The 24,706-nt window shown below is 40.4% G+C and carries 18 protein-coding genes and 1 tRNA gene; 12 read left to right on the top strand and 7 right to left on the bottom strand.

What is annotated here, in order from left to right:
- Positions 1-20 precede the first annotated feature (20 nt).
- The 3 genes from ccsA (at position 21) to bshB1 (ending at position 5,199) form a co-directional block, all read left to right on the top strand.
- On the top strand, positions 21-3,191 hold the full coding sequence (ccsA, locus tag ABXZ32_RS13235) for a cytochrome c biogenesis protein CcsA (protein ID WP_354619162.1): 3,171 nt from the start codon (positions 21-23) through the stop codon (positions 3,189-3,191).
- Between the two features lie 84 nt (positions 3,192-3,275).
- Positions 3,276-4,454, top strand: a complete 1,179-nt coding sequence (locus ABXZ32_RS13240; RefSeq protein ID WP_354619164.1) for a trans-sulfuration enzyme family protein — start codon at positions 3,276-3,278, stop codon at positions 4,452-4,454.
- Positions 4,455-4,476: 22 nt separating this feature from the next.
- Complete coding sequence (gene bshB1, locus ABXZ32_RS13245; protein ID WP_354619165.1) at positions 4,477-5,199, top strand: bacillithiol biosynthesis deacetylase BshB1; 723 nt, start codon at positions 4,477-4,479, stop codon at positions 5,197-5,199.
- On the opposite strand, the gene ABXZ32_RS13250 is transcribed toward bshB1, so the two are convergent.
- Entirely contained in the window at positions 5,196-7,286 is a 2,091-nt protein-coding gene (locus ABXZ32_RS13250) for a tetratricopeptide repeat-containing sensor histidine kinase (RefSeq protein WP_354619166.1), read from the bottom strand. The two genes, bshB1 and ABXZ32_RS13250, sit on opposite strands and share 4 nt — an antisense overlap.
- Before the next feature lie 433 nt (positions 7,287-7,719).
- Here ABXZ32_RS13250 and ABXZ32_RS13255 point away from each other — a divergent pair.
- Positions 7,720-7,795: transfer RNA gene (locus ABXZ32_RS13255), tRNA-His, on the top strand.
- Between the two features lie 178 nt (positions 7,796-7,973).
- Here ABXZ32_RS13255 and ABXZ32_RS13260 read toward each other — a convergent pair.
- Positions 7,974-9,533 (bottom strand): M28 family peptidase, encoded by a 1,560-nt coding sequence (locus ABXZ32_RS13260; protein ID WP_354619167.1) that lies wholly within the window; start codon positions 9,531-9,533, stop codon positions 7,974-7,976.
- Positions 9,534-9,602: 69 nt separating this feature from the next.
- Positions 9,603-10,463 (bottom strand): AraC family transcriptional regulator, encoded by an 861-nt coding sequence (locus ABXZ32_RS13265; RefSeq protein ID WP_354619168.1) that lies wholly within the window; start codon positions 10,461-10,463, stop codon positions 9,603-9,605.
- Positions 10,464-10,609: 146 nt separating this feature from the next.
- Here ABXZ32_RS13265 and ABXZ32_RS13270 point away from each other — a divergent pair, with 146 nt between their 5' ends.
- The 6 genes from ABXZ32_RS13270 (at position 10,610) to ABXZ32_RS13295 (ending at position 17,271) form a co-directional block, all read left to right on the top strand.
- Positions 10,610-11,545, top strand: coding sequence for a dihydrodipicolinate synthase family protein (locus ABXZ32_RS13270; protein ID WP_354619169.1), 936 nt, complete (start codon positions 10,610-10,612; stop codon positions 11,543-11,545).
- Positions 11,546-11,576: 31 nt separating this feature from the next.
- Positions 11,577-13,160: an aldehyde dehydrogenase (NADP(+)) gene (locus ABXZ32_RS13275; RefSeq protein ID WP_354619170.1), complete on the top strand. Its 1,584-nt coding sequence runs from the start codon at positions 11,577-11,579 to the stop codon at positions 13,158-13,160.
- An 8-nt stretch (positions 13,161-13,168) separates the two neighbouring features.
- Entirely contained in the window at positions 13,169-14,899 is a 1,731-nt protein-coding gene (locus tag ABXZ32_RS13280) for a DUF885 domain-containing protein (RefSeq protein ID WP_354619171.1), read from the top strand.
- The gene (locus tag ABXZ32_RS13285; protein WP_354619172.1) at positions 14,892-15,899 is read left to right on the top strand and encodes a 4-hydroxyproline epimerase; all 1,008 of its coding nucleotides are present in this window, start codon (positions 14,892-14,894) and stop codon (positions 15,897-15,899) included. The genes ABXZ32_RS13280 and ABXZ32_RS13285 overlap by 8 nt, the downstream gene beginning before the upstream one ends.
- A 156-nt stretch (positions 15,900-16,055) precedes the next feature.
- Entirely contained in the window at positions 16,056-16,964 is a 909-nt protein-coding gene (locus ABXZ32_RS13290) for a J domain-containing protein (protein WP_354619173.1), read from the top strand.
- Between the two features lie 13 nt (positions 16,965-16,977).
- On the top strand, positions 16,978-17,271 hold the full coding sequence (locus ABXZ32_RS13295) for a chaperone modulator CbpM (RefSeq protein WP_354619174.1): 294 nt from the start codon (positions 16,978-16,980) through the stop codon (positions 17,269-17,271).
- 21 nt (positions 17,272-17,292) lie between these two features.
- Here the strand turns inward: ABXZ32_RS13295 and ABXZ32_RS13300 are convergent, their stop codons facing one another.
- The 4 genes from ABXZ32_RS13300 to ABXZ32_RS13315 are packed head-to-tail and all read right to left on the bottom strand — an operon-like array spanning position 17,293 to position 21,416.
- Positions 17,293-17,970: an ABC transporter ATP-binding protein gene (locus ABXZ32_RS13300; RefSeq protein WP_354619175.1), complete on the bottom strand. Its 678-nt coding sequence runs from the start codon at positions 17,968-17,970 to the stop codon at positions 17,293-17,295.
- Positions 17,971-17,979: 9 nt separating this feature from the next.
- A complete protein-coding gene (locus ABXZ32_RS13305; RefSeq protein WP_354619176.1) occupies positions 17,980-19,242 on the bottom strand; it encodes an ABC transporter permease in 1,263 nt (420 codons plus the stop codon).
- A complete protein-coding gene (locus ABXZ32_RS13310) occupies positions 19,239-20,321 on the bottom strand; it encodes an efflux RND transporter periplasmic adaptor subunit (protein WP_354619177.1) in 1,083 nt (360 codons plus the stop codon). The genes ABXZ32_RS13305 and ABXZ32_RS13310 overlap by 4 nt, the downstream gene beginning before the upstream one ends.
- 6 nt (positions 20,322-20,327) lie before the next feature.
- Positions 20,328-21,416, bottom strand: coding sequence for a site-2 protease family protein (locus ABXZ32_RS13315; protein ID WP_354619178.1), 1,089 nt, complete (start codon positions 21,414-21,416; stop codon positions 20,328-20,330).
- Positions 21,417-21,557: 141 nt separating this feature from the next.
- Between ABXZ32_RS13315 and ABXZ32_RS13320 the strand changes: the two genes are divergently transcribed.
- Positions 21,558-22,502 carry a 1-phosphofructokinase family hexose kinase gene (locus ABXZ32_RS13320; RefSeq protein WP_354619179.1) on the top strand — a complete coding sequence of 315 codons (945 nt, stop codon included), beginning with the start codon at positions 21,558-21,560 and terminating at the stop codon, positions 22,500-22,502.
- Positions 22,503-22,607: 105 nt separating this feature from the next.
- Positions 22,608-24,701, top strand: coding sequence for a phosphate acetyltransferase (gene pta, locus ABXZ32_RS13325; protein WP_354619180.1), 2,094 nt, complete (start codon positions 22,608-22,610; stop codon positions 24,699-24,701).
- Positions 24,702-24,706: the final 5 nt, after the last annotated feature.

Raw genomic sequence — 24,706 nt, forward strand, 5'->3', positions numbered from 1 at the left:
ATAAAACTTCTATCCTAGCGATGACAGAACTGCTCAAAAAGATTTTCTTTTCTACACGTTTAATGGCCATTCTTTTTATCCTTTTCGCAACGGCAATGGCTTTTGGTACTTTTATTGAAAGTTGGTACAGTACCGAGACCGCGAGAATTTGGATATACAACGCCACCTGGTTCGAAGCCATTATGGTGTTCTTCGTAATCAACTTCACAGGAAATATATTCCGTTATAAACTTTTAAGAAAGGAAAAATGGCCAGTACTGATGCTCCACTTATCGTGGATCTTGATCATAGTGGGGGCTTTTGTGACCAGATATATTAGTTTTGAAGGCATGATGCCCATCAGGGAAGGCAATTCTGAAAACGTATTTTATTCCGATAAAACCTATTTGACCGCCTTTGTAGATGGGGATGTGAACGGACAGTTACAGAGACGTAAGTTTGAAGACGACCTGATCGTAACCCCAGAAGCAATGAAATCGAGCCTACCCTGGAATTTTGATTTCAACGGCCAAGATTTTTCCATTTCCTACGCAGGTTTTATAAAGGGTGCTGAAGAGGGACTCATTCCAGATGAAAATGGAAAACAATATTTAAAAATTGTTGAGGCCGGTGACGGGGACAGGCATGACCACTTTTTGGAAAGTGGAGAGATTACCAGTATCCACAACGTGCTTTTTGCTTTGAACAAAGAGACGGATGGAGCAATTAACATCATGACCACAGACAGTACGTACCTTATAAAATCTCCTTTTGAAGGTGATTTTATGAGAATGGCAGACCAATTTCAAGGCCAATTGTACAAAGATAGTTTGCAAACATTACAATTAAGATCACTCTACAACACTGCAGGTATGCAGTTCGTAATACCAGAACCCGTGATCAAAGGGTCTTATGGGATTGTGCCCTTACCTGAAAACGAGATTACCAAGAATTCCCAAGATGCCCTTATCTTGAATGTAACTTCCAATGGGCAAACCGTACAAAAAAAGTTATTGGGAGGAAAAGGCGCCACAAACTTTACAGAGAAATTTAATGTAGGAGGATTGGATTTTTCACTTTCCTATGGCTCCAAGATCAATGAATTGCCATTTTATATTAAGTTGAACGATTTTATTGCCGAGAAGTATCCTGGTACAGAAAAGGGCTATGCCTCTTTCATGAGTAAGGTTACGGTAGAGGACGAGCGCCCTTTTGATTATGATATCTTTATGAACCACGTTCTGGACCACAAGGGATATCGTTTTTTTCAATCTAGTTTTCATCCCGATGAAAAAGGTACCGTCTTGTCCGTAAACCATGATGTTTGGGGTACTTGGATCACCTACATTGGCTATTTCCTTTTGTATATTGGTTTAATGGCGATTATGCTTTTAGGTAAGACACGATTTAAAGATCTTGCTGAGTCCTTAGATAAGTTAAAGGCGAAGAAAAAGGCCATGACAATGCTTGTAGTGTTGGCTTTTACCATACCCGGTATGGCGCAAGAGGCCGATGATCACGACCACACTGAAATGCCAAAAATTGTAAACGTGGATTCTATGTTACAGTCCACTGCCGTTTCCTTGGCACATGCTGAAAAATTTGGGGAATTGGTCATTCAGGACGATGGCGGCCGTATGAAGCCCATTAACACCTTTGCCGCTGAACTGTTACGAAAAATAAGTTTCAAGGATAATTTTGAAGGGTTGAACCCTGATCAGGTATTTTTGTCCATGATGGCGAACCCATCCCTTTGGTATAATGCGAAGTTTATCGCTTTGGATAAAAAAGGTCAGAATGATAGTATCCGTAAGATTATTGGAATACCTGAAGGTCAGAAATATGTAAAGGCCACCGACTTTTTTGATGCAAAGGGACAGTATAAATTGGCCTCCTACCTGGAAAAGGCTTACGCCACCAACACCCCTAATAAATTTGAGCAGGATTTTAAGGATGTGGATTTGCGCTTGGGGCTATTGAACAGGGCTTTGAGTGGGGAGATCATTAAAATATTTCCTTTGTTGAATGATGAGAACAACAAATGGATCTCTACCATTGAGTACCGCTCAGGTAAATATCAGATTCAGGATTCGCTTTATGCGAACTTCGTGAAAAATGCAATTCCTTACTATTTGATGTCCTTGGACAATGCCAATACATCAGGGGACTATTCGGAAGCAGAGAAATTATTGGCCGCTTTTAAGAAAAATCAGCAAAACCATGGAAGTGAAGTTTTACCCTCCGAAAACAAGATAAAAGCAGAGGTACTTTATAACAAATTGGATATTTTCAACCAATTATTCAAATATTACGCCCTGGTAGGCGTTTTGATGTTCTTCTTCTTGATCTTTCAAATATTTAAAGACCGTTCCATTTGGAGGGTGGGGATCTACTTCTTTAAAGGCTCTATTATTCTTTTATTCCTATGGCATACGGCTGGACTAATATTTCGTTGGTACATATCGGGACATGCTCCTTGGAGTGATGCTTATGAAAGTATCCTCTACGTAGGATGGGCAACCATGGGTATCGGCCTGGCCTTTGGTCGAAAGAGCGATATGACCATCGCTTCAACGGCATTCGTGGCCTCCATGTTATTGTGGATCGCCCATCAAAGTTGGGTAGACCCTTCCATTGCAAATCTTCAACCTGTATTGGATAGTTATTGGTTAATGATCCACGTGGCTGTTATTGTTGGAAGTTACGGTCCTTTGACCGTAGGGATGATCCTAGGAGTGGTCTCTTTGATCCTGATCACCTTGACTACCAAGAAAAATAAAAAACGCATGGAGATCAACCTAAAGGAACTGACCATCATTAATGAACTTGCTCTTACTTTGGGCTTGATTATGTTGACCATAGGTAATTTCTTGGGCGGACAATGGGCCAATGAAAGTTGGGGAAGATACTGGGGATGGGATCCAAAAGAAACTTGGGCCTTAATTTCCATTATGGTCTATGCCTTTGTAATCCATATGCGTCTAGTGCCGGGGTTAAGAAGTAAATGGACATTCAACTTTTTAAGTGTCGTTGCTTTTTCCAGTATTATGATGACTTATTTCGGGGTAAATTTCTATTTGGTGGGACTTCATAGTTACGCTAGTGGGGATCAGGTAATAACGCCAACCTTTATTTGGTATACCGTTGCTGGCGTCTTTGCATTGGGAGGAATTAGTTTTTGGAGATACCGAGTTAATTATTCCAAAAATTAAAAAAGGATACCTTTCATTTTGTAACTTTAGATTTTATAAAAGGTGTTTTCGGACACCTTTTTAATTCATAAAATAGTAGTCATTATGGCCGACAATATAAAAGGTTTAAATACCATTTGTACCCATTTCGGGGAAATACAGGATGAACAGTTCAAAGGAGCCGTTTCCCCTCTTTTTATGAGTACATCCTATGCTTTTGAAGATGTGGATGTTAAACGCTATCCAAGGTATTTCAATACTCCCAACCAAGTGGCACTCTCAAAAAAAATTGCAGCTTTGGAACATGCGGAGGCTGCAATGATCTTTGGTAGTGGTATGGCTGCAATCAGTACGGCTTTAATGGCTTTTTTAAAGGCTGGAGACCATATTGTACTTCAAAATACCCTTTATGGAGGCACCTATAATTTAGTAACAGAGGAGTTCCACAAGTTTGGAATAGAATATTCTTTTACCACAGGTTTGGAACCAGAAGATTTTGAGGCAAAAATTAAGGAGAATACCAAGGTAATCTACATAGAAACACCTTCCAACCCTTTACTTACCATTACAGATCTGGATGCTGTCGCCAAAATCGCCAAAAAACATGGTTTGGTCTCTATGATCGACAATACCTTTGCCAGTCCGGTGAATCAAAATCCTATCGATTTTGGAATTGATGTGGTACTGCACAGCGCCACCAAATACATGGGCGGACATTCGGATATATTGGCTGGGGCAGTAGCAGCTTCACATGAACATATGGAGCGTATTTTTCAATTGGCCAAGAATTTCGGTGGCAGTTTAAGTGATTATACCGTATGGCTGTTGGAACGTAGTATAAAGACCATGGGAATACGTGTTAGGGCCCAAAACGAAAATGCTATGGAGATGGCCAAATATTTACATGTGCACGATGATATACATGCCGTCTTTTACCCAGGATTGGAGTCACATCCAGGGCATGAATTGGCCAAAGCGCAAATGAAAGGCTTTGGAGGAATGTTGTCTTTTGAATTGAACAATGACCTGAACTCCTCCTTGTTTCAAAAGTCCTTACGACTAATTAAATCTTCCATGAGTCTGGCAGGAGTGGAGAGCACCGTTTTATCCCCAACGTTAACCTCCCACTCGCTTTTGAGCGCAGAAGAGCGCGAAAAACAGGGAATAGCCGACGGGTTGATCCGTTTTTCAGTAGGTATAGAAGAGGTAGAGGACCTTATCTCAGATATTGAACAAGCTTTGGAAACGGTAAAAGCAAAGAGCAGAACAGTGCATAGCAACTAAGTATAAATTTAAATTAAAATCTTTGAAACTAGATATTTTAGTATTCGGGGCGCATCCAGATGATGCCGAACTGGGAGCAGGAGCAACTATCGCGAAGGAAGTCGCGAACGGTAAAAAAGTAGGGATCATAGATTTAACAAGAGGGGAGTTGGGTACTAGAGGTTCCGCTGAGATACGGGATGAGGAAGCCGCTGCTGCTGCAAAAATACTTGGGGTTACCGTTAGGGAAAACTTGGAATATGCCGATGGTTTTTTCATGAACGATAAAAAACACCAAATGGGCATTATTCAGATCTTGAGAAAATATAGGCCAGATATTGTATTGTGTAATGCAATTGATGATCGTCATATAGACCATGCCAAAGGAAGTAGCCTGGTAAGCGATGCCTGTTTTTTAAGCGGCCTGGTTAAAATTGATACTAAATTAGAGGGCAGTGATGTATGGCAAGATGCTTGGCGACCTAAGCAGGTATACCATTACATACAATGGAAAAATTTAAAGCCAGATTTTGTTGTTGATGTAAGTGGCTTTATAGATAAAAAGACAGAAGCTATTTTGGCCTATGGCTCACAGTTCTTTGATCCAAAAAGCGATGAGCCTGAAACACCTATCAGTAGTAAGAATTTTATAGATAGCGTAAAATACAGGGCAAGAGATCTAGGAAGATTGGTGGGTACGGAATATGCCGAAGGTTTCACTGCCGAGAGACATGTGGCCGTTGACAATCTAGACGCTTTGATCTAGCCTACATTCTTATAATCCTTTTGGGATTTTGGTAATGAAAAGAAGAAGCAGGTACCGTTTCTTAAAGCACTTTCTACCCAAATCTGTCCATTATTCTTTTCTACCATTTCCTTACAGAGAGAAAGGCCAAGACCAGTACCCTTTTCATTGTTGGTACCATAGGTGGTGTGGTTAGTATGGGCATGGAACAACTTATCCTGGGTAACCAAATCCATTCCGATACCAGAATCCCTTACAGAAATCTCCCAATGATCGTTTCCTTCCTGCGCATCTATGGTAACCATTCCGTGTTCGGGGGTAAATTTCAAGGCATTACTGATAAGGTTCCTTATAACAATGTCTATTTGGTTGACATCAGACCAGATAATAGTATTGTCTGAAATTCTATTGATCATTTTTATCGATTTGGTTTCCGCTATTTCCGACAATAGGTTAATGTTGTCAGTCACCAGCTCTTCCAATACAAAAGCACTCGGCTTGGTCACAGCCCCTTTCATTTGCGTTTGACCCCACGATAATAGATTGTTCAGGGTAAAGGAGATATGGTCCACATCATCACGCAATTTCGGTATGAAATCCATGAATTCTGATTGTTGTATTTCTCCGACTTTCAACATTCTTAATAGTTCTTGAAGAGCACCTATAGGTCCTCTCAAATCATGTCCTATAATAGAAAATAGCTTGTCCTTAGTCAGATTGATCTCATTTAACTGTTTTTCCCTTATTACTAGATCGCTTTTTTGGTTCTGCAGTTTTTTGTTCAATCTTTTCTGAATTTTCTGCCCCCTATGTACCAAAAAGGTAATTACTATAAATATGAGGATGATCACTATGGCAGCATAGACGTAATATTTCTGCTTAGCCAGGGCCTGCTGGTTTTTTATAATTAGGGCCTCTTGTTCCTTATCATGATCTGCCTTGGTCTTTAACATCGCCAAGCCTCTTTTATTTTCATCCCTGGATAGGGTGTCTGAAACCTGCTGATAAATTTCATGGAACCTTAAGGCTTCGCTATATTTATTTTTGCTTTTGTTGATCCTATAAAGTGTCATGGCACATTTTTGAATGCCTTCAGGAAAATGGATTTTATTGGAAATTTCGAAGGATTCTTGAGCGTATTTTTCAGAAAGCTCTATTTGGTCCAGACCATAATACGCCTCGGCCATTCCGTTGAGCAAATCTATTTTACCACGGTCATCATTGATCTTCTTGTGCAAAAGATTACATTGATTGTACCAATGTAGTGCCCATTTATAATTCTTCTGCCTTAAATAGGTTTTTCCCTTTATTTCATAAGAATAGGCTAGCCAATCCAATATGTGGTTATTCTCAAAGATGGGAATACTGGAATTTACATTGAACATGGCATATTCAAAATTCCCCATATCAGCGTAAACAGAGGCTAAATTGGCCATAGTTTGGGCCGAATTTATCTCGTTGCCTATACTTAAATTTATTTTTTTTACACGTTCATAAAAGATTATGGCCTGGTCAAAATCTTTTTGGGAAGAGTAAAGATTGGCCAGATTTTCCAAAAGAACGGATAATTGACGGTCATGGCCCAAATTTTCGGCTAATTCAGTCCCTTCTAGAAAAAGATCAAGAGCCTTGGCGTAATCTCCGGCCCAATTGTACTCGGTTGCCAACAAATTGATAATTCTCAATCTAATCACTACATTTTTAATGTCTTTTGCGATTTTCAATGCCTCTTTATAGTGGGCTATTGCCCTTGAAGACTCTCCCATGTTGGAATGATAAATCCCCATATTCATTAACGATTCGCTCTCACCTACTTTGTAGTTGGCCTCCTTACTGTATTTTAAGGCCTGTTTTGTCAAAAGTTCTAAGCTGTCGGAGGTATGGTAGGTAAATTCGGCACCTAATTTGTTCAAAACATTAATATATGTGGTATCCGAAGTTGAAAAATTCTTCTGGGCATAAATTTCATGAAGAACATTGGTTAAACTGTCCTTTACTTTGTTTTGGGAAAATCCTATAGACAAAGCGCCAATTAAAAGCACCATTAATAGGATAGCCTTTTTGGGGATATTTTTGTTGTTAATAGAAGTAGGTCTTAATAAGGACATTATACTCTTTAAGTTATTACGGCTAAAACTAACATCTTAACGTGCATAATTCTAATTTATGTTGTGAAGTGTCAAAAAATGTGTGTTTTTGTCGTGAAAAACGGTATTTCATCGATATTTTGTACTCTTTGGGGTAATGGGAAAGGTATAAGGTAAAATTCGCCAACCCCTTGTAAACTAAGGAAAATTCCTACGAAACACCTACAATGTTAACGTCAATATGCATAAATATTCTGTCCTGGCCCATATATTGGCAAGTAGAGTAGCTTAGAATTGTAGTTTAAACCAGCCTTCCAATAAATACACTGGCTATCAGAAGTTTAATTTGTAGGCAGGTATATTTCTTGCAAAAGGGGTATTAAAAATAAAAAAAATGGAATAATTTATTTTGAAAGAATGTTTTAAAAATTTACATTTGCATCCGCTTACAAATGGTGGTTGTAGCTCAGCTGGTTAGAGCATCGGTTTGTGGTACCGAGGGTCGCCGGTTCGAACCCGGTCTTCCACCCAGAATTACAAGCCTCATCTTCATTGATGGGGCTTTTTTTGTGCTTTAGTTTTTTTTACTATCTAGCTTAGCCCTTTGGTAAGGTCATGTAAAAGCATGAATCAAATTCCTCGCCCTGTGAAAATAAAAAAGCCCCAATTACTGGTAATTGGGGCTTTTTTAATGAATTCAATATCTTATTACATGGCTTTGTCCGCAACGATTCGATTTTCACGATTGGCAAGCTCCCAAGCGGTGTAGAAAACTAACCTAGACCTATTTTCCAAAAGGTCATAATTAATTTTATCCGGGGTATCACCTGGTCTATGGTAATCATCATGGGTACCGTTAAAGTAAAAAATGATCGGAATATTGTTTTTTGCAAAATTGTAATGGTCACTCCTATAATAAAAACGGTTAGGATCGTTTTCATCATTGTAGGTATAGTCGAACTCCATTTTTGAATACTTGTTGTTCACCTCTTCGGATAACTCATGCAACTCCGTACTCAATTTGTCAGATCCAATTAAATAGAGATAATTTCTGTCCCCTTCTCTTTTAGGATCAATTCTACCGATCATATCAATATTCAAATTGGCTACAGTTTGTGCCAATGGAAAGATAGGCTCCACATCAGTATAGTACATAGAACCCAAAAGTCCTTTTTCCTCCCCGGTTACGTGAAGAAATACAACAGATCTTTTAGGACCGTTACCAGCATCAGCAGCTTTTTTAAAGGCCTGGGCAATTTCCAACAATCCAACGGTACCAGATCCATCATCATCAGCACCATTATTGATATCCCCATTTTTACTTATTCCTATATGATCTAAGTGGGAAGAAATAATAATATATTCTTCAGGCTTTTCAGATCCTTTTATGAATGCAACCACATTCTCAGAGTTCAATTCTATATTGGCACTCTCAATAGATAAGGTAACATTCAATGGAAGTGCTTTTGCAGTCTGATCCTTTTCAATGCTTGGCATTAATGTTTTGGCCATTTTGGCATTGATGAAAAAGCTACTGAAATCTTCCTCTTTGGAATCCTTCAATCCCATTCTTCCTGAATCATTTTGCAGCATATAGTCATACCGCGTTTTGAAACGGGAAAAATTATCAGCATCAAAGTATAAAACTCCTTTTGCACCTTTTTCTAAGGCCAATTCCATTCTTTTGCCAATGGATTCCGACATGTTGCTCCAAACCGACTTCTCCTTGGTTCCAGAAAGAGCATAGTTGCCGTTTTTAAGGGTTGGTTCACCGGCTTTGATCAAAAGCATTTTTCCGGTTACATCCAAACCTTCATAATCCGAATAATTTTCCTCTTCTATTCCGTAACCGGCATAGATAATTTCATTATAGGTCCCACTTGCTTCCGAGAAGGTCAAGAAGTCTTCTCCAATTGGATAAGATTTTCCATTTATGGAAATGGTTCCCGTTGGCAGTTTACTCATTTGTAAAGGAACGGTCTGGAAATAGTCCCCATTGGCTTGAGCCGCTGGAATTCCCATTTTTTGATATTGGGCCCTTAGGTATTCTACGGCTTTCTTTTGTCCGGGTTGTCCTGTTTCCCGTCCCTCAAACTCATCAGAGGCATAGGTGTAAAGGTGTTCCTTAAGTTCTTCCTCCGTGATGCTCAATGCATATGTTGTTGGGCTTACCTCTTTGATGGCCACTGGGGTAGCCTCGGAAACGGTCTTTTGTGCAGTGTTGCATGCAAAAGCAAGTCCGATTGCTACAAATACTAATTTTTTCATGTTTTTTTTGTTGTTAATTAACTAGTCCGAACCAAAAATAGTGAAAAGATGGCGAATGCAGATCGTTACTTAACTGTAAATATTTGATTTCTTGAGTTGCTGATATTCCGAGGGTGTAGTTCCTTTCAACGCTTTAAATTTTCTGTTGAAATTGGAGATTGAATTAAATCCAGAAGCATCCGAAATTTCTATAATAGAGAGGTCTCTATCGTTCAAGAGCAGTTGACAAGCGTGTTCTATGCGCAGTTCTATGAGGAATTGAAAAAACGTCTTGTTTGTCCGCTGTTTAAAAAACCTGCAAAAGGCATTTGGGGTCAAATGTGCAATGGAGGATATGGTATCGAGGGTAATTTCACTTTGAAAATTATGAATCACATAATCAAAGATGGTCCTCATACGTTGACCTTCATTGAAGGAAATGGTCTTTGGGTAAACAAATTTGGTCAACACCTTTGTTTTGGCCTGACATATTTTTTTTAAAAGCTTTAAGAAAAGGAGAAACCTATTGAATTTATCTGTTTCGCTTATTTTGTAGATTATCTGGCTGACCTTTGTTTTTTTGCTCAAAAGTTGGAATCCAGATTCGGCATTTGGAAAAAAATGTGCGATCTCCTCTAGTTCTGGATTATTAAAAAAGGCTTCTCCAAAAGTCTGTCTGGTAAAAAAAAGGGAAATCATTTTACAAGAATCTTTTGCGAGACCGTTATCTTGAAACAAATGAGGACAATTGCGGCCAATAACAAATATATCCCTTTCTTTAAATTGATGAATACTATCTGCCACAATCAATTTGCCCTGCCCTCTAACAATCAAAGTTAACTGTATTTCCTTATGTTGATGTAATTTATCATAAAAGTGAAGCCCTTCGTCAATTTGAAGCACTAGGTTCTCATGAATGGGCTTAGGGATTTTAAAAGGATATACTTTCATAGCAGTTACAAATATGCATATTTAGCATAAATATTTTGTCTAATTTAGACAATCAAGGTAAGATAGTCTCAGTATAGGTTAATATCCTTTTAATTTTTAGAGGTGTATCGATCTATTTTTGTGTGATAATCATAATTAAAAACATCATGAATGTAAAATGGGAAGGGGTAATGCCCGCAGTGACCACGAAATTCAAAGCAGATGACACGTTGGACTTAGATGCTTTTGGGATAAATATTAAGGCGCAATTGGAGGCTGGGGTGAACGGGATCATCCTGGGCGGCACATTGGGAGAAGCAAGCACCCTTTCTGATGATGAAAAAAAGATATTGATTAAGGAAACAGTCCGTTTGGTCAATGATCGGGTTCCCGTGATCATCAATATTGCCGAGCAGACCACCAAAGGGGCCATCATTGCGGCCCAAAATGCCCAAGCCTATGGTGCAAGCGGTTTAATGATGTTGCCACCTATGCGATATAAGGCGACTGATTTTGAAACAATGACCTATTTCAAAGAGGTTGCCAATAGTACAGAATTACCAATAATGGTATACAATAATCCTGTAGATTATAACATTGAGGTTACCTTGGATATGTTTGAGGAATTACTGAAAAATCCAAATATACAGGCGGTTAAGGAGTCTACACGGGATATTTCCAACATCACCAGAATCAAGAATAGGTTTGGGGATAGACTGAAAATTTTATGTGGTGTGGATACCTTGGCTTTGGAAAGTATTTTGATGGGGGCCGATGGCTGGGTCGCAGGATTGGTGGATGCCTTTCCCGCAGAAACAGTTGCTATCTTTGAGCTGGCAAAAGCGGGCAGAATTGAGGAGGCACTCACCATTTATAGATGGTTTTTACCATTGTTGGAATTGGATATCACCCCTCAATTGGTTCAAAATATTAAATTGGCAGAGGTAGCAACCGGGATAGGAACAGAGCAAGTACGTGCTCCTAGACTACCTTTGCAAGGAGCAGAAAGGGAACATGTATTGAACATCATTCAGGAAGGTCTGAGAACTAGACCAGTTTTACCTGATTATAAATCGCTCAGAAATGCTTCTATTTCTAACTAAATGCTAATCAAATAAAAATACAAAGCAAGATATGCTTACTGGAAAAAATTATATTGGGAACAAATTGTCCGCTGAAGGAAAACAGAGTTTTAAGACTTTCAACCCCCAAAAGAATATCGCTAACAATTGTGAATTCAAGGAGGCTTCCAATGAAGAGATAGATGCTGCGGTTCGTTTGGCGACCCATGCATTTAAGGAGTACAAAAATGTTTCAGCCCTAAAAAAAGCACAGTTCTTAAATACGATAGCGGACGAGATTGAAGCCGTAGGACAATTACTTATAGATACCTATGTCTCTGAATCTGGATTGCCCGAAGGGCGTGCTGTTGGTGAGCAGGGGAGGACTATGGGACAATTAAGGGCCTTTGCGATTCTTTTGGAGGAAGGATCATGGGTTGATGCCAGCATAGATACGGCACAGCCAGACCGGTCACCATTGCCAAAAGCCGATATCAGAAAGATGTTACTTCCTTTAGGGCCCATAGCTGTTTTTGGATCCAGTAATTTTCCCTTGGCATTTTCAACCGCAGGAGGTGATACAGCTAGCGCCCTGGCAGCTGGGTGCCCGGTTATTGTAAAGAGCCATCCCATGCATGCCGGTACCGGAGAATTGGTAGCCTCCGCAATTCTGAAAGCCGCGGAGAAGACGGGTATGCCCAATGGGATATTTTCCAATTTAAACAGTTCGGGAATAGAGGTAGGTCAAGCTTTGGTGATGCATTCTGGAATAAAGGCAGTGGGCTTTACAGGGAGTATAAAAGGGGGGATGGCACTCTATAAATTGGCAGCCGAACGCAAAGAACCTATACCTGTGTTCGCAGAAATGGGGAGTATTAATCCCGTGATTGTCCTACCTAGTGCCCTAAAAGAGAAAGGGGATTACTGGGCAAAACAATATGCAGGGTCCATTACCTTGGGAGCCGGTCAGTTCTGCACTAATCCAGGATTAATTTTAGGGTTGGAGGGGGATGCCTTTAATTCATTTGTAGGTAATCTAGGCCAAGAATTGGAGAAAATAGAGCCAAGCTGTATGTTGCACCCGAATATTCATAAAGGATATAACGAATCCAAGCAGAGACTCTCAGACCAGGAAGGGACGGCTGTAGTTGGGTCTTACGATAATACACTGCCTCCAAACTATGCACAGCAAAAAGTGGTAACTGTAAGAGGGGACCAATTCTTGGCTAACCCCACCCTCCATCAAGAAGTATTTGGACCCTTTTCTGTGGTAGTAAAATGCAGGGACAAGTCAGAATTAAAAAACATTCTGGAGCACTTGGAAGGCCAGTTAACGGGAACCATTTTAGGAAACAAGGCAGAATTGGAGAGTTACCATGACATCGTGGAAGCCTTGACCAATAGGGTGGGAAGAATTATTTTTAACGGTGTTCCAACAGGCGTGGAAGTTTGTCCATCCATGCAACACGGGGGGCCATTTCCCGCGTCAACGGATAGCAGATTTACTTCTGTTGGGGTCTCCGCCATAAAAAGATGGTCCAGACCAGTTGCTTTTCAAGATTGGCCAAATGAATTGTTGCCCAAAGCTTTGCAAAACAATAACCCATTGAACCTAATGAGGCTTGTCAATGGAACGTATACCAACGATAAAATCTAACTGGTGCTATGAAATATTCTGGGGTCTTATTTGTCTGTCTTATCTTCTTACAACAGGGATTTGCACAAAATAAAAAGATTGATGCAACAACTTCCCTGCACCAAATTATAGATAACTATGAGAAACACGAAGGCTATGACAAAAAAGCCTACCCATTAGGCCTCTTTAACAAGGATTATTACAAGGCCGAGGCAGATTTTTCCAATAACCTCCTCTCTGGGTTATCGTCCCTTGCACTTGAGGACCTTAGCGATACTGATCAGATATCGTATAAACTGCTTGCTTTCGTATTGCAAGATCAAATCGACTTTTATAAATATGAAGGGTATTTAAACCCGCTGCTCTCGGATTCTGGGTTTCATAACAACTTAACCTATATGGTGAGACCTTTGACCAGTTATGAACAGGTAAGGGCATATCTTAGAAAGTTAAATGCGGTGCCCAATTATGTCGACCAGCATCTTGTAAATTTGCGGGAGGGCTTAAAAAGAGGAATTTCTCAACCAAAGATCATTTTTGAGGGGTACGAATCAACATACAACGATCACATTGTACAGAACTTTGAGGACAGTTACTATTATTCCCCATTCAAAAGCCTGCCTAAAGAGCTAACCCAAATACAAGTCGATTCTGTCTTAAAAGCAGCAAAAGAGGCGATTACAACCAATGTAACGCCCCAATTTTTGCGTATAAAAACGTTTTTCGAAAATGAATACCTGCCGAACACTAGAGAGGCCATAGGTGTTTCCGAAACCCCAAATGGCAAGGGGTATTATCAAAACAGAATTAACTATTATACCACGGATACGATATATTCAGCTGATGCTATTCACGAAATTGGATTAAGTGAAGTGGCGAGGATCAAGGCTCAAATGGAACAGATTATTGAGGAGCTGGATTTTAAAGGAAGCTTTGAGGATTTTTTCCAATTTCTAAGGACCGATCCCCAATTTTATGCAAAAACCCCCAAGGAGTTGTTGATGATTGCTAGGGATATTGCCAAAAGGGCCGATGCACAGCTCCCCAGATTTTTTAAAACCCTACCTCGTAAACCGTATGGTGTGGCCCCTGTACCCGATGCCATAGCCCCCAAATACACAGGCGGGCGTTATGTAGGAACATCCAAAAATAGCACCGATCCTGGTTACTATTGGGTAAACACCTACGATTTGCCCAGTAGAACCCTTTATACGTTGCCTTCTTTAACGGTACATGAAGCGGTTCCAGGGCACCACCTTCAAGGTGCTTTGAACTTGGAGTTGGGGGATAGTATTCCAAAATTCAGAAAAAATCTATACCTCTCTGCCTACGGGGAAGGCTGGGGCCTTTACAGTGAGTTTTTAGCGGAAGAAATGGGAATGTATACAACGCCCTATGAACATTTTGGAAAACTTACCTATGAAATGTGGCGCGCCTGCCGTTTGGTGGTCGATACCGGAATTCATGCGAAGGGATGGACCAGGGAACAAGTGGTAGATTTTATGTCATCGAATACAGCACTCTCCCTACACGAAATAAATACGGAAACCGATCGCTATATCTCATGGCCCGGACAGGCATTGTCCTACAAAATTGGGGAACTAAAAATTAGGGAGCTTCGTAAAAAAGCAGAAACTGCCTTGGGTTCTAAATTTGATATTAGGGATTTCCATGAGGTAGTACTAGGGCAAGGCACGGTAACCCTGTCTATTTTGGAACAACGAATAAATGAATATATAAAGAAACGAACCAATGAGTAGAAAGACCTTCTTTTGTATTGATGCCCATACGTGTGGTAATCCAGTACGTGTGGTTGCCGGGGGTGGTCCTAATTTGATCGGGAATAACATGAGCGAGAAAAGGCAACATTTCCTCAAGGAGTACGATTGGATTCGTCGAGGGTTGATGTTTGAGCCGAGGGGCCATGATATGATGAGCGGAAGCATTCTTTTTCCGCCCCATGATCCCAATAATGATTTCGCCATCCTGTTCATAGAAACATCCGGTTGTCTGCCCATGTGCGGTCATGGGACCATTGGAACCATTACCATAGCCATAGAAGAAGGGCTCGTGACCCCAAAAAATCCCGGGAAGGTCTTAATGGAAGCTCCTGCTGGGTTGGTGGAAATAGAATATCAACAAACAGGCAAAAAAGTAGATTGGGTAAAACTGGTCAATGTAAAGAGTTATTTGGCCGCTGAAAATTTGAACATAGCTTGTCCGGAATTGGGAGAACTTACCTTCGATGTCGCCTATGGCGGTAACTTTTATGCCATTGTGGATCCGCAAAAAAACTTTTCGGGAATTCATGATTTCACTGCCAATGAAATAATCCAATATTCACAGGTGATACGGGACGATATCAATAAGAAATATCCCGATAGATTTATACATCCAGAGAATGATACGATAAGGGATGTTTCCCATATACTCTGGACTGGGAATCCTTTAGACCCAACTTCTTCTGGCCGCAATGCTGTTTTTTATGGAGAAAAGGCCATTGATAGATCCCCATGTGGTACAGGAACCTCGGCCCGGATGGCCCAGTTGTTCGCAAAAGGAAAACTACAGGTGGGAGAACAATATATTCATGAGAGCTTCATTGGTTCAAAATTCATTGGCAAGGTGGAGTCGGTCACCACCTTGGATGGAAAAACAGCCATTGTTCCAAGTGTCCAAGGTTGGGCCTTTGTGTATGGTTACAACAATATTATCATTGATGGTGATGATCCCTATGCCCACGGATTTCAAGTCATTTGATCTTTAGGGGCACTAAGACTCACTACTTTTTGTTCGAAGAATTAAGAACTGATATTTGTCATAATTATTTTGGTCCTACCGTTATAGATTTGAATGAATGCCCAAAATTTGTTGGGGTATTGGTTCTGAATTAAAAGCTTCGGCACATTAACACATATGGATTTCATAGATTATTATAAGGTTTTGGGGTTGACCAAGGGGGCATCTGAGAAAGAGATCAAAAAAGCCTACAGAAAAATGGCCCGTAAGTACCACCCCGATCTTAATCCCAACGACAAGGAAGCGGAAAAAAAATTCAAACAGATCAATGAAGCCAATGAAGTACTTGGTGATGCAGAAAAGCGTAAGAAGTACGACCAATACGGCAAGGATTGGGAGCATGCCGATGCTTTTGAAAAGGCCAAAAAAGAGCGTTCCCGATCTTCTGCTTTTGGTGGGGGAGGCTATGAGGGCTATAGTTATAGTGGTGATCAATCCACCGATGATTTCTCAGACTTTTTTAATACCATGTTTGGTGGACGTAGCCAAAGATCACAGCGAAGGCAAGTGAAATTTAGGGGGCAAGACTACAATGCGGAGCTACAGCTTGGGCTAATGGATGCATATATAACCCATAAGCAAACGCTAACGATAAACAATAAGAACATCAGAATTACGATCCCGGCCGGGGTAGAGGATGGTCAGACCATTAAGATACAGGGACATGGGGGTCCAGGGGTACATGGCGGACCGAATGGAGATCTTTATATTACGTTTTCCATCGTGAACAATACAGCCTTTAAAAGAGAAGGCGAGAATTTATACAAGACAGAAGAAATTTCCTTGATAAAAGCTGTTTTAGGTGGTGAAATCACCATTAGCACTTTAACTGGTGTTGTGAAATTGAATGTAAAACCGAATACTCAAAACGGCACTAAGGTAAAATTGAAGGGCCAGGGATTTCCAAAGTATAAAAAGGATGGACAGTTTGGAGATCTATTCATTACCTATACCGTGAAAATACCAACATACTTAACACCTAGACAAAAAGAGTTGTTTGAGGAACTTGCGAAAACAAACCTATAACCTGTAAACGAAGATGATGAATACGTACTATATAACGATAAAGGATTTTTGTAGTAGTCATGAGATTGAGGAGTCTTTTGTTTTTACACTTAGTGAGTATGACTTGGTGACAGTGGAGATCCAGGAACAAGAACACTATATCCATCAGGAAGAACTGCCAAAACTTGAGAAAATGGTGAGGCTACATCAGGATCTCGGTATTAATCTGGAAGGTTTGGAGGCCATTCATCACCTTTTGGAAAAGGTAGAGCAGATGCAGTCGGAAGTCAACCTGCTAAAAAATAAACTAAGAAAATGGGAAGAATGAACAATCCATTAAATACCAGCATTATTGTCTAATGACCCTTCCGTCTTCCATTTCTAGGATCCGATCCGTTCTTTGCGCAAAATCAATATCGTGGGTAACAATTAATAACGACAATCCTTCATTTTCCTTTAATTCCTTTAAGATTTGAAATACATTTTCAGAATTGTGGCTATCCAGGTTTCCGGTGGGTTCGTCACCCATCAATATTGTGGGGTTGTTGATCAAAGCCCTTGCAATGGCCACACGTTGCTTTTCACCTCCTGATATCCGTGAAGCTTTATTGTTGGCCAAATGTTCAATGTGCAACATTTTTAGTTTTTCCATTGCATTGTGCTCTATTTCCTGAAATGATTTTTCTGCCAATTTTTTTGCTGGGAGCATCACATTTTCCAATACCGAAAATTCAGAAAGAAGGTAATGGAACTGAAAAACGAATCCTATATTTTTATTTCTAATTCTTGAAAGTTCGTCATTCTTTTTGCCTGTAATAAGTTCATTTTTGAAATATAGTTCTCCCTCATAATCGGTGTCCATGGTAGAAAGAATATACAGAAGAGTGGATTTTCCAGAACCAGATTTCCCCATAATGGAAACGAACTCTCCATTTTTTATCTGGAAAGAAATATCCTTTAAGACATGAAAAGGCACTGGTTTTTTGAAATGTTTGTTGATATGTTTAGCTTCTAAAACGAAATTCATATTTGGGTTTTAAGATCCTCTAATAATTCGTACCGGGTCTATCCTTTTTGCCTTATTTGCTGGTAAATACCCAGCAATAAATGTGGATATTAGGGCGAATACGATACCGATGACATAGTACCAAGCATTGAAATTAACAGGATATGTAGTAATGGTGGGCAAAGCCTCCGTTTCAAAAGGGACCTTATCTATTATGTTTGAAAGGATATACCCTACGATGAGACCACTAATACCACCTAGTATACCAATGATCATGGCCTGACTCATAAAGATGAGTTTTACGTCCCGCCCAGAAAATCCAGTGGCTTTTAATATTGCGATATCTTTCATTTTCTCGTAAATGAGCATGTTGAGAATATTATAGATTCCAAAACCGGCCACTATTAAAAGGGTAATGGAAACCGCATAGGTTATTAGGTTTCGGATGTTTGACCCAGTTTCGAACTGTGCATTGGCCTCGTTAATGTCCGTTGCCTTCACCTTAAATTGGCGTTCCATTGTAATTGCCATCGACTCCGCCTTTGAGATGTCATTAAGTTTTACATTGATATCGGTAATATAGTTTTCTGCTTCACCTAGTATGCGTTGTACCGTTTTTAAGTTGGCATAACTTTGCACGTTGTCCAGGTCGGCGATACCACTTTGATACAATCCCACAATTTTTAGCGGAAAGACATCGCCCGTAACAGTACTGATCTGCACCCTGTCCCCTGGGGAGAGAGACATTTTTTTTGCCAATCCAGCGCCTAAAAGAATACCGTTGTCATTGTTTTTTAACGCAATTGGCGTGCCTTGGATGATGTAATCCTGAATATTTGATAGTCGGACTTCTTCCATAATATCAATTCCAGTCAATTTCCCGCCCAATTCTATAGATCCTGATAAATAGAAAATTTGTGCCCCCAATTGAGGGGTGGCGCCCAGAACGTTTTTGTCCGCTTTTAAATACTGGATTATTGGCACGGCATTGTGGATCTTTTTTTGGGCTTGTTTGGGCTTGATGGAATGCACTACATTAAAAGTGTTGGCATAATCTTCATAAAGACCTATGGGTTGTTTTTCACTTGGTTCTATTTCATTGTAAATATGGATATGTGGGGTTTGATTGAGAATCAGATCGTCCAGCATACTATTTAGTCCCGTCATAAAACTTACCAATGTAATGTAGGCGCCTATTCCAAAAGTAACGCCAAGAGAAGCGGTAATGGTAGATTTCATCTTAGTGGTAAGATGTGTCTTTGCAATTCCTAAAATGACTTTCCAATTGGTCATTTTTCCGGTTTTAGTAATTCAGTGTCCTTGGTTATTCCCGATAAGATTTCCACCCGGTCCAAATTTTGTAAGCCAATGGAGACCGAAACATATCCTTCCGAGGTCCTTACTTTGTTTCCTTCAATAAGATACTCTTTGGGGATGGTAAGCGAATTTTCTTTTTCCGCAACAACAATATTTCCCTCCCCCGAAAGTCCTGGATACAACACCTTGGGAGGAGAAACAAATTCGGCTTCAATTTTAAAGGTTTGGGAGCGCTCCTCTTTCCTAGGGTAGATTTTACTGATTTTAGCTTCAAAAACATCGGATCCGTAGGCATCAAGAGTGATGAGGGCTCTTAATCCCAAGGCTATTTTAACAATATCCACTTCATCCACCAACATTTCAATTATAAAGACATCATCCTTGCCTATGGCGGCAATCGGTTCCATTGTACTGACCAGCTCCCCAGGATTTTTAAAGAGGGCATATACCTTCCCGTCGATTTTGCTGTCCACCGTAAAATCTTCCGTGTTTATCAAGGAAGTTCTATAGCTATTCTTAGCTTGTTCCAATTGGGTCTTCAGCTCATTTTTGGTTCGGTTGTATTTCGTCTGTAGCAGTTGTAATTGATTGGTTGAAAGTTCAAAATTTAATTTTTTGGTATCGTATTCCAATTTCGATCCTATCTTTTGTTTCCAAAGGTTTTCTTGTCTGAAAAAATTTATGGAATCGTTCCGGTAGCGCAAGCGTGCTGCATTCATTTCGTCCTGAATGTCCCTTAAAATTGCATAATTGCCCTGATATTTTTCCTGTGCCAATTTTACATTGAGACGGGCATTTTCTGTATTTAATTTCGGAGATGTATTGATAATCTGTAAAATGGGCGCTCCTTTTTTTACCAGATCCCCCTCTTCCACCAAGTTGATATCCAAGATGCCGTTAACCGCCGAATATACTTTGTAGAGACTATCGGGTTGTATGGTAACGGATGAATATACAGATTCTGTCATTTTGGTTTCCACAGGATGTACTATTTCTTGGTTTTTACCACAAGAGACCAAAAGCAGTAGACAGGGTATGGCTTTTTTGAATAGCATGGCAGGTTATTGATTTGGATTGGATTTAAGGACAATGAATTCGCTGATATTGGTCATATCAATGGCTCCAACCAATTCATTATTACGTGTGACGGGATAAAAAGTGCTTTTTTCATTCCTTATTTTTTCTAAAACAGTGGTGATTGCTTGTGTTATATCCACAGTTTTAATATCCTTATGCATAACATCCTTGATCAATATAGATGGATTATTGGCGTTTTTAATAATATCCTTATTGTGTAATACTCCGGCAATTTTATTGTTATCCATGACCACAAAGTCCTTTTCTGTGCTGGCCAATACCGCATTTATCGCTTCTTGGATGGTATCTTGAGGATGAAGCAGGGTAAGTTTCGTAAGCATGGCCTCCTCAACAATATGGCCTTCCAAAATAGATTGGTTTTTTACCATTTGGTTCTCTCCATAGGCCCCTACAAAAATGAACAAGGCTATCAATATTAAAAATGGATTGAAGAAAATCCCGAGCATGAAAAATAAAACAGCCAATACCTGTCCCAAGCCCGAGGCAATCTCCGTGGCCTTCACCCGGCCCAATTTAAACGCCAAGAGGGCTCGTAATACCCTTCCGCCATCCATGGGAAAGGCAGGGATCATATTAAAGAACACCAGCATAAGATTGGCTAAAAATAGAAATAAGAGTAGGCTTTGAAAACCGGAAGTATCTAAAAATTCCTCCAACCCGGAAGGGTCCATTCCAAGATAGTTTTCAAAGGGAATAAAGAACGATAATAGTATGGCAATCACCACATTTACTGCTGGACCGGCTAGTGCTACCAACAACTCCTGTCCAGGTTTTTCTGGTATTTTTTCTAAAAGAGCTACCCCTCCAATGGGCAATAACGTTATTTTTTTTGTACCCACCCCAAATCTTTTGGCTGTAAGCGCATGACCCAATTCATGGAGTACCACACATAAAAATAGAATTAGTATAATTAGTATATTCAATAGTGATGAATTCAGGTTTCCCCCTTTTTGGATGTCGAGGAATACTACCCAAATCAATAAAAAGGAAAAGGTCCAGTGTATCTCTATTTTTATTCCGGCAATTTTGCCAAGTTGCAGCACTCCTTTCATTTAATTTCTTTTTTGTGAAAGTAGAGACAACCTAATATTTTAGAAATGACAACCGTCATGTATATCTTCGATGGTTGGGGATACTTTTGCCCTAGCGATAGATTTATATTCCAAAAACAACATCTTACTATTTAGAATCATATGAAAAGAATATTCACCCTTACTATTAACCCCGCATTGGACAAGAGTACTTCGGTAGCAGGGGTGCTGCCCTTTAAAAAGCTGCGCTGCCAGGTCCCAAAATATGAGCCGGGAGGCGGAGGTATTAATGTATCCAGGGCAATTAAAAAATTAGGAGGATCTTCAGTGGCTATTTATCTTTCTGGCGGACCAACGGGGGAACATATGAAGGAGCTATTGACCAAAGAAGGGATAGCCCAAAAAACCCTGGTGATAGAAGAATGGACAAGAGAAAATTTGGCAGTGACGGATACAACAAACGAACAACAGTTTCGCTTTGGTATGCCCGGGCCGAAAGTGCAGGATACCGAATGGCAACAGGTCCTGAAAGATTTGCCCTTGCTTTTAAATGAAGGAGATTACCTAGTGGCTAGCGGCAGTCTCTCACCAAACATCCCGGTTGATTTTTATGCACGGGTGGCCAAAATTGCGCTTGAAAAGAAAGCTAAGATGATTTTGGATACTTCTGGTGAAGCTCTGGAGATAGGGGCCAAAGCTGGGGTCTTTTTGTTAAAGCCCAATTTAGGGGAACTCAGTTCCCTTTGTGGCGTATCACGTATTACCACACAGAACCTGGAAACCTTAGCCCTAAAATTCATAAAGGAGCACAACTGCACAGTACTGGTGGTCTCCATGGGGCCCAAAGGTGCCATGTTGGTGACATCCAAAGGGAGCGAACATATCCCAGCCCCAACCGTTCAACATGTCAGTAGTATTGGAGCAGGGGACAGCATGGTCGGTGGAATGGTACTGCGCTTGGCATCCGGTGATTCTCTTGGTGACATGGTCAGATATGGCGTGGCCTGTGGAACAGCAGCTACCATGACACCGGGTACACAATTGTGTCAAAAAGAAGATGTAGATAAGTTGTACCAGTGGTTGACACAACAAAAGACCTTTAATTAATCCCATATTTTCTAATAATCTATAAACTTGGAGCATAGAATTTTAGTATCTTTTATGCTGTTGGTGAAAATAAAAACCTAAATAATTTCAAACAGTTGATTACTAATGAGTAAAGCAATTTATATAGCCACTACTGGTCCCAATAGTGGTAAATCCATCATTTCCTTGGGCCTCATGCAAATGTTATTGGGCAAGGCTGCTAAAGTGGGCTATTTTAGGCCTATTATCGATGACTTTCTACCAGGACAAATGGATAATCATATAAAAACAATGATTACCTATTTTGATTTGGAATTAGAGTTCGAGGATGCATATGCCTATACCAGAAGTCAGATTATCCAGAAAAAAAATAAGGGGAAAGAAGATGAGATCATCAGTAAGATAATAGGAAAATATAAAGCTATTGAGGACAGGTTCGATTTTATGTTGGTTGAGGGGACTGATTTCTCTGGGGAAGACAATATCATAGAATGGGATATTAATGTATTAATGGCCAAAAACCTTGGGATTCCCACCATACTTCTTTCTAGCGGTGTAGGGAAAACACTTGAAGATTTAATTGGGAACATACAGATCGCCTATGATTCCTTTAAGGAAAAGGGAGTGGAGGTATTGTCCGTAGTGGCAAATAAGGTGGATCCGGACTATTTGGATGCGGTAAAAGAGGGCCTGATAGCAAATCTGCCTTCTGAGGTCTTGGTGAATGTAATACCATTAAATCCAGTCTTGGCTAATCCTACGATCAAAGAAATTGTGGAAGAATTGGATGGCAAGGTACTTTTTGGGGAAGCTTATTTAAACAACCAGGCAGGGTACTTCAGCGTTGGGGCCATGCAATTACGGAATTATTTGACTCATTTAAAAAACAATAGTTTGGTGATAACCCCTGGAGATAGGGCAGATATCATTCTTGGGGCCCTACAAGCTAACCTTTCCGCCAATTACCCCATGATATCGGGAATAGTGCTCACGGGCGGACTATTACCTGAAGAATCCATTATTAAACTGATCGAAGGGCTTTCCGAAATTGTCCCCATCATTTCCGTACAAGGAGGCACCTATTCCATTACCAATCGAATAGGGGACATTAGGCCGCGAATGTATGCCGAGAACTTACAGAAGATCACCACGTCCATTCACGCTTTTCAGAACTATGTTGAGGTAAATTCCCTGGAAGAAAGGTTAATTACCTTTAAGGCCTCGGGGATCACCCCTAGGATGTTCCAGTACAATCTGGTCAAAAGAGCCCAATCCATCAAAAAACATATCGTTTTGCCGGAAGGCATGGATGATCGCATTTTGATGGCAACAAAGGAATTGGTGGACACCAATACGGTGGACATTACTTTGTTGGGCGATCCGAAAGAAATAATAGATAAAATCGCAAGAATGGATTTGGGATTGGACCTAGAAAAAATTTCTATTGTCTTGCCAACCGAGTCCCCATATTTTGAGGATTATGCCAAAACGTTGTACGAATTGCGCAAACATAAGAACCTTAACTTGGCCATGGCCCGTGACCTGATGGAGGATCCTTCTTATTTTGGAACCATGATGGTCTATAAGGGACATGCAGACGGGATGGTTTCGGGAGCGGTGAATACCACCCAACATACCATTAGACCGGCATTGCAGTTTATCAAGACCAAACCGGGGATTTCTGTGGTATCCTCCGTCTTTTTTATGTGCTTGGAGGATAGGGTCACTGTTTTTGGCGATTGCGCCATCAACCCTAACCCAACGGCTGAAGAATTGGCCCAGATTACAATTTTATCTGCTGAGACAAGTTTGGCATTTGGGATAGAACCAAAAGTTGCCATGCTTTCTTATTCCTCCGGTGCCTCTGGAATAGGGGAGGATGTGGATAAGGTAAGGAAGGCTACAGATCTGGTAAAAAAAATGAACCCAGATTTAAAAATAGAGGGTCCCATACAGTACGATGCCGCCGTGGACAGTAAAGTTGGTAAGACCAAACTACCCGATTCTGAGGTTGCGGGCCAAGCAAGCGTGTTTATTTTCCCCGATTTAAATACTGGGAACAATACGTATAAGGCCGTGCAAAGAGAAACAGGAGCCTTGGCCATTGGCCCAGTTTTACAAGGGTTGAACAAGCCGGTAAATGATTTGAGCCGTGGTTGTACCGTTAATGATATTTTTAACACCGTAGTGATCACTGCCATCCAAGCGCAGGGCCTATAAGAAAT

The organism is Sediminicola luteus (assembly GCF_040566555.1).
GTDB lineage: Bacteria > Bacteroidota > Bacteroidia > Flavobacteriales > Flavobacteriaceae > Sediminicola.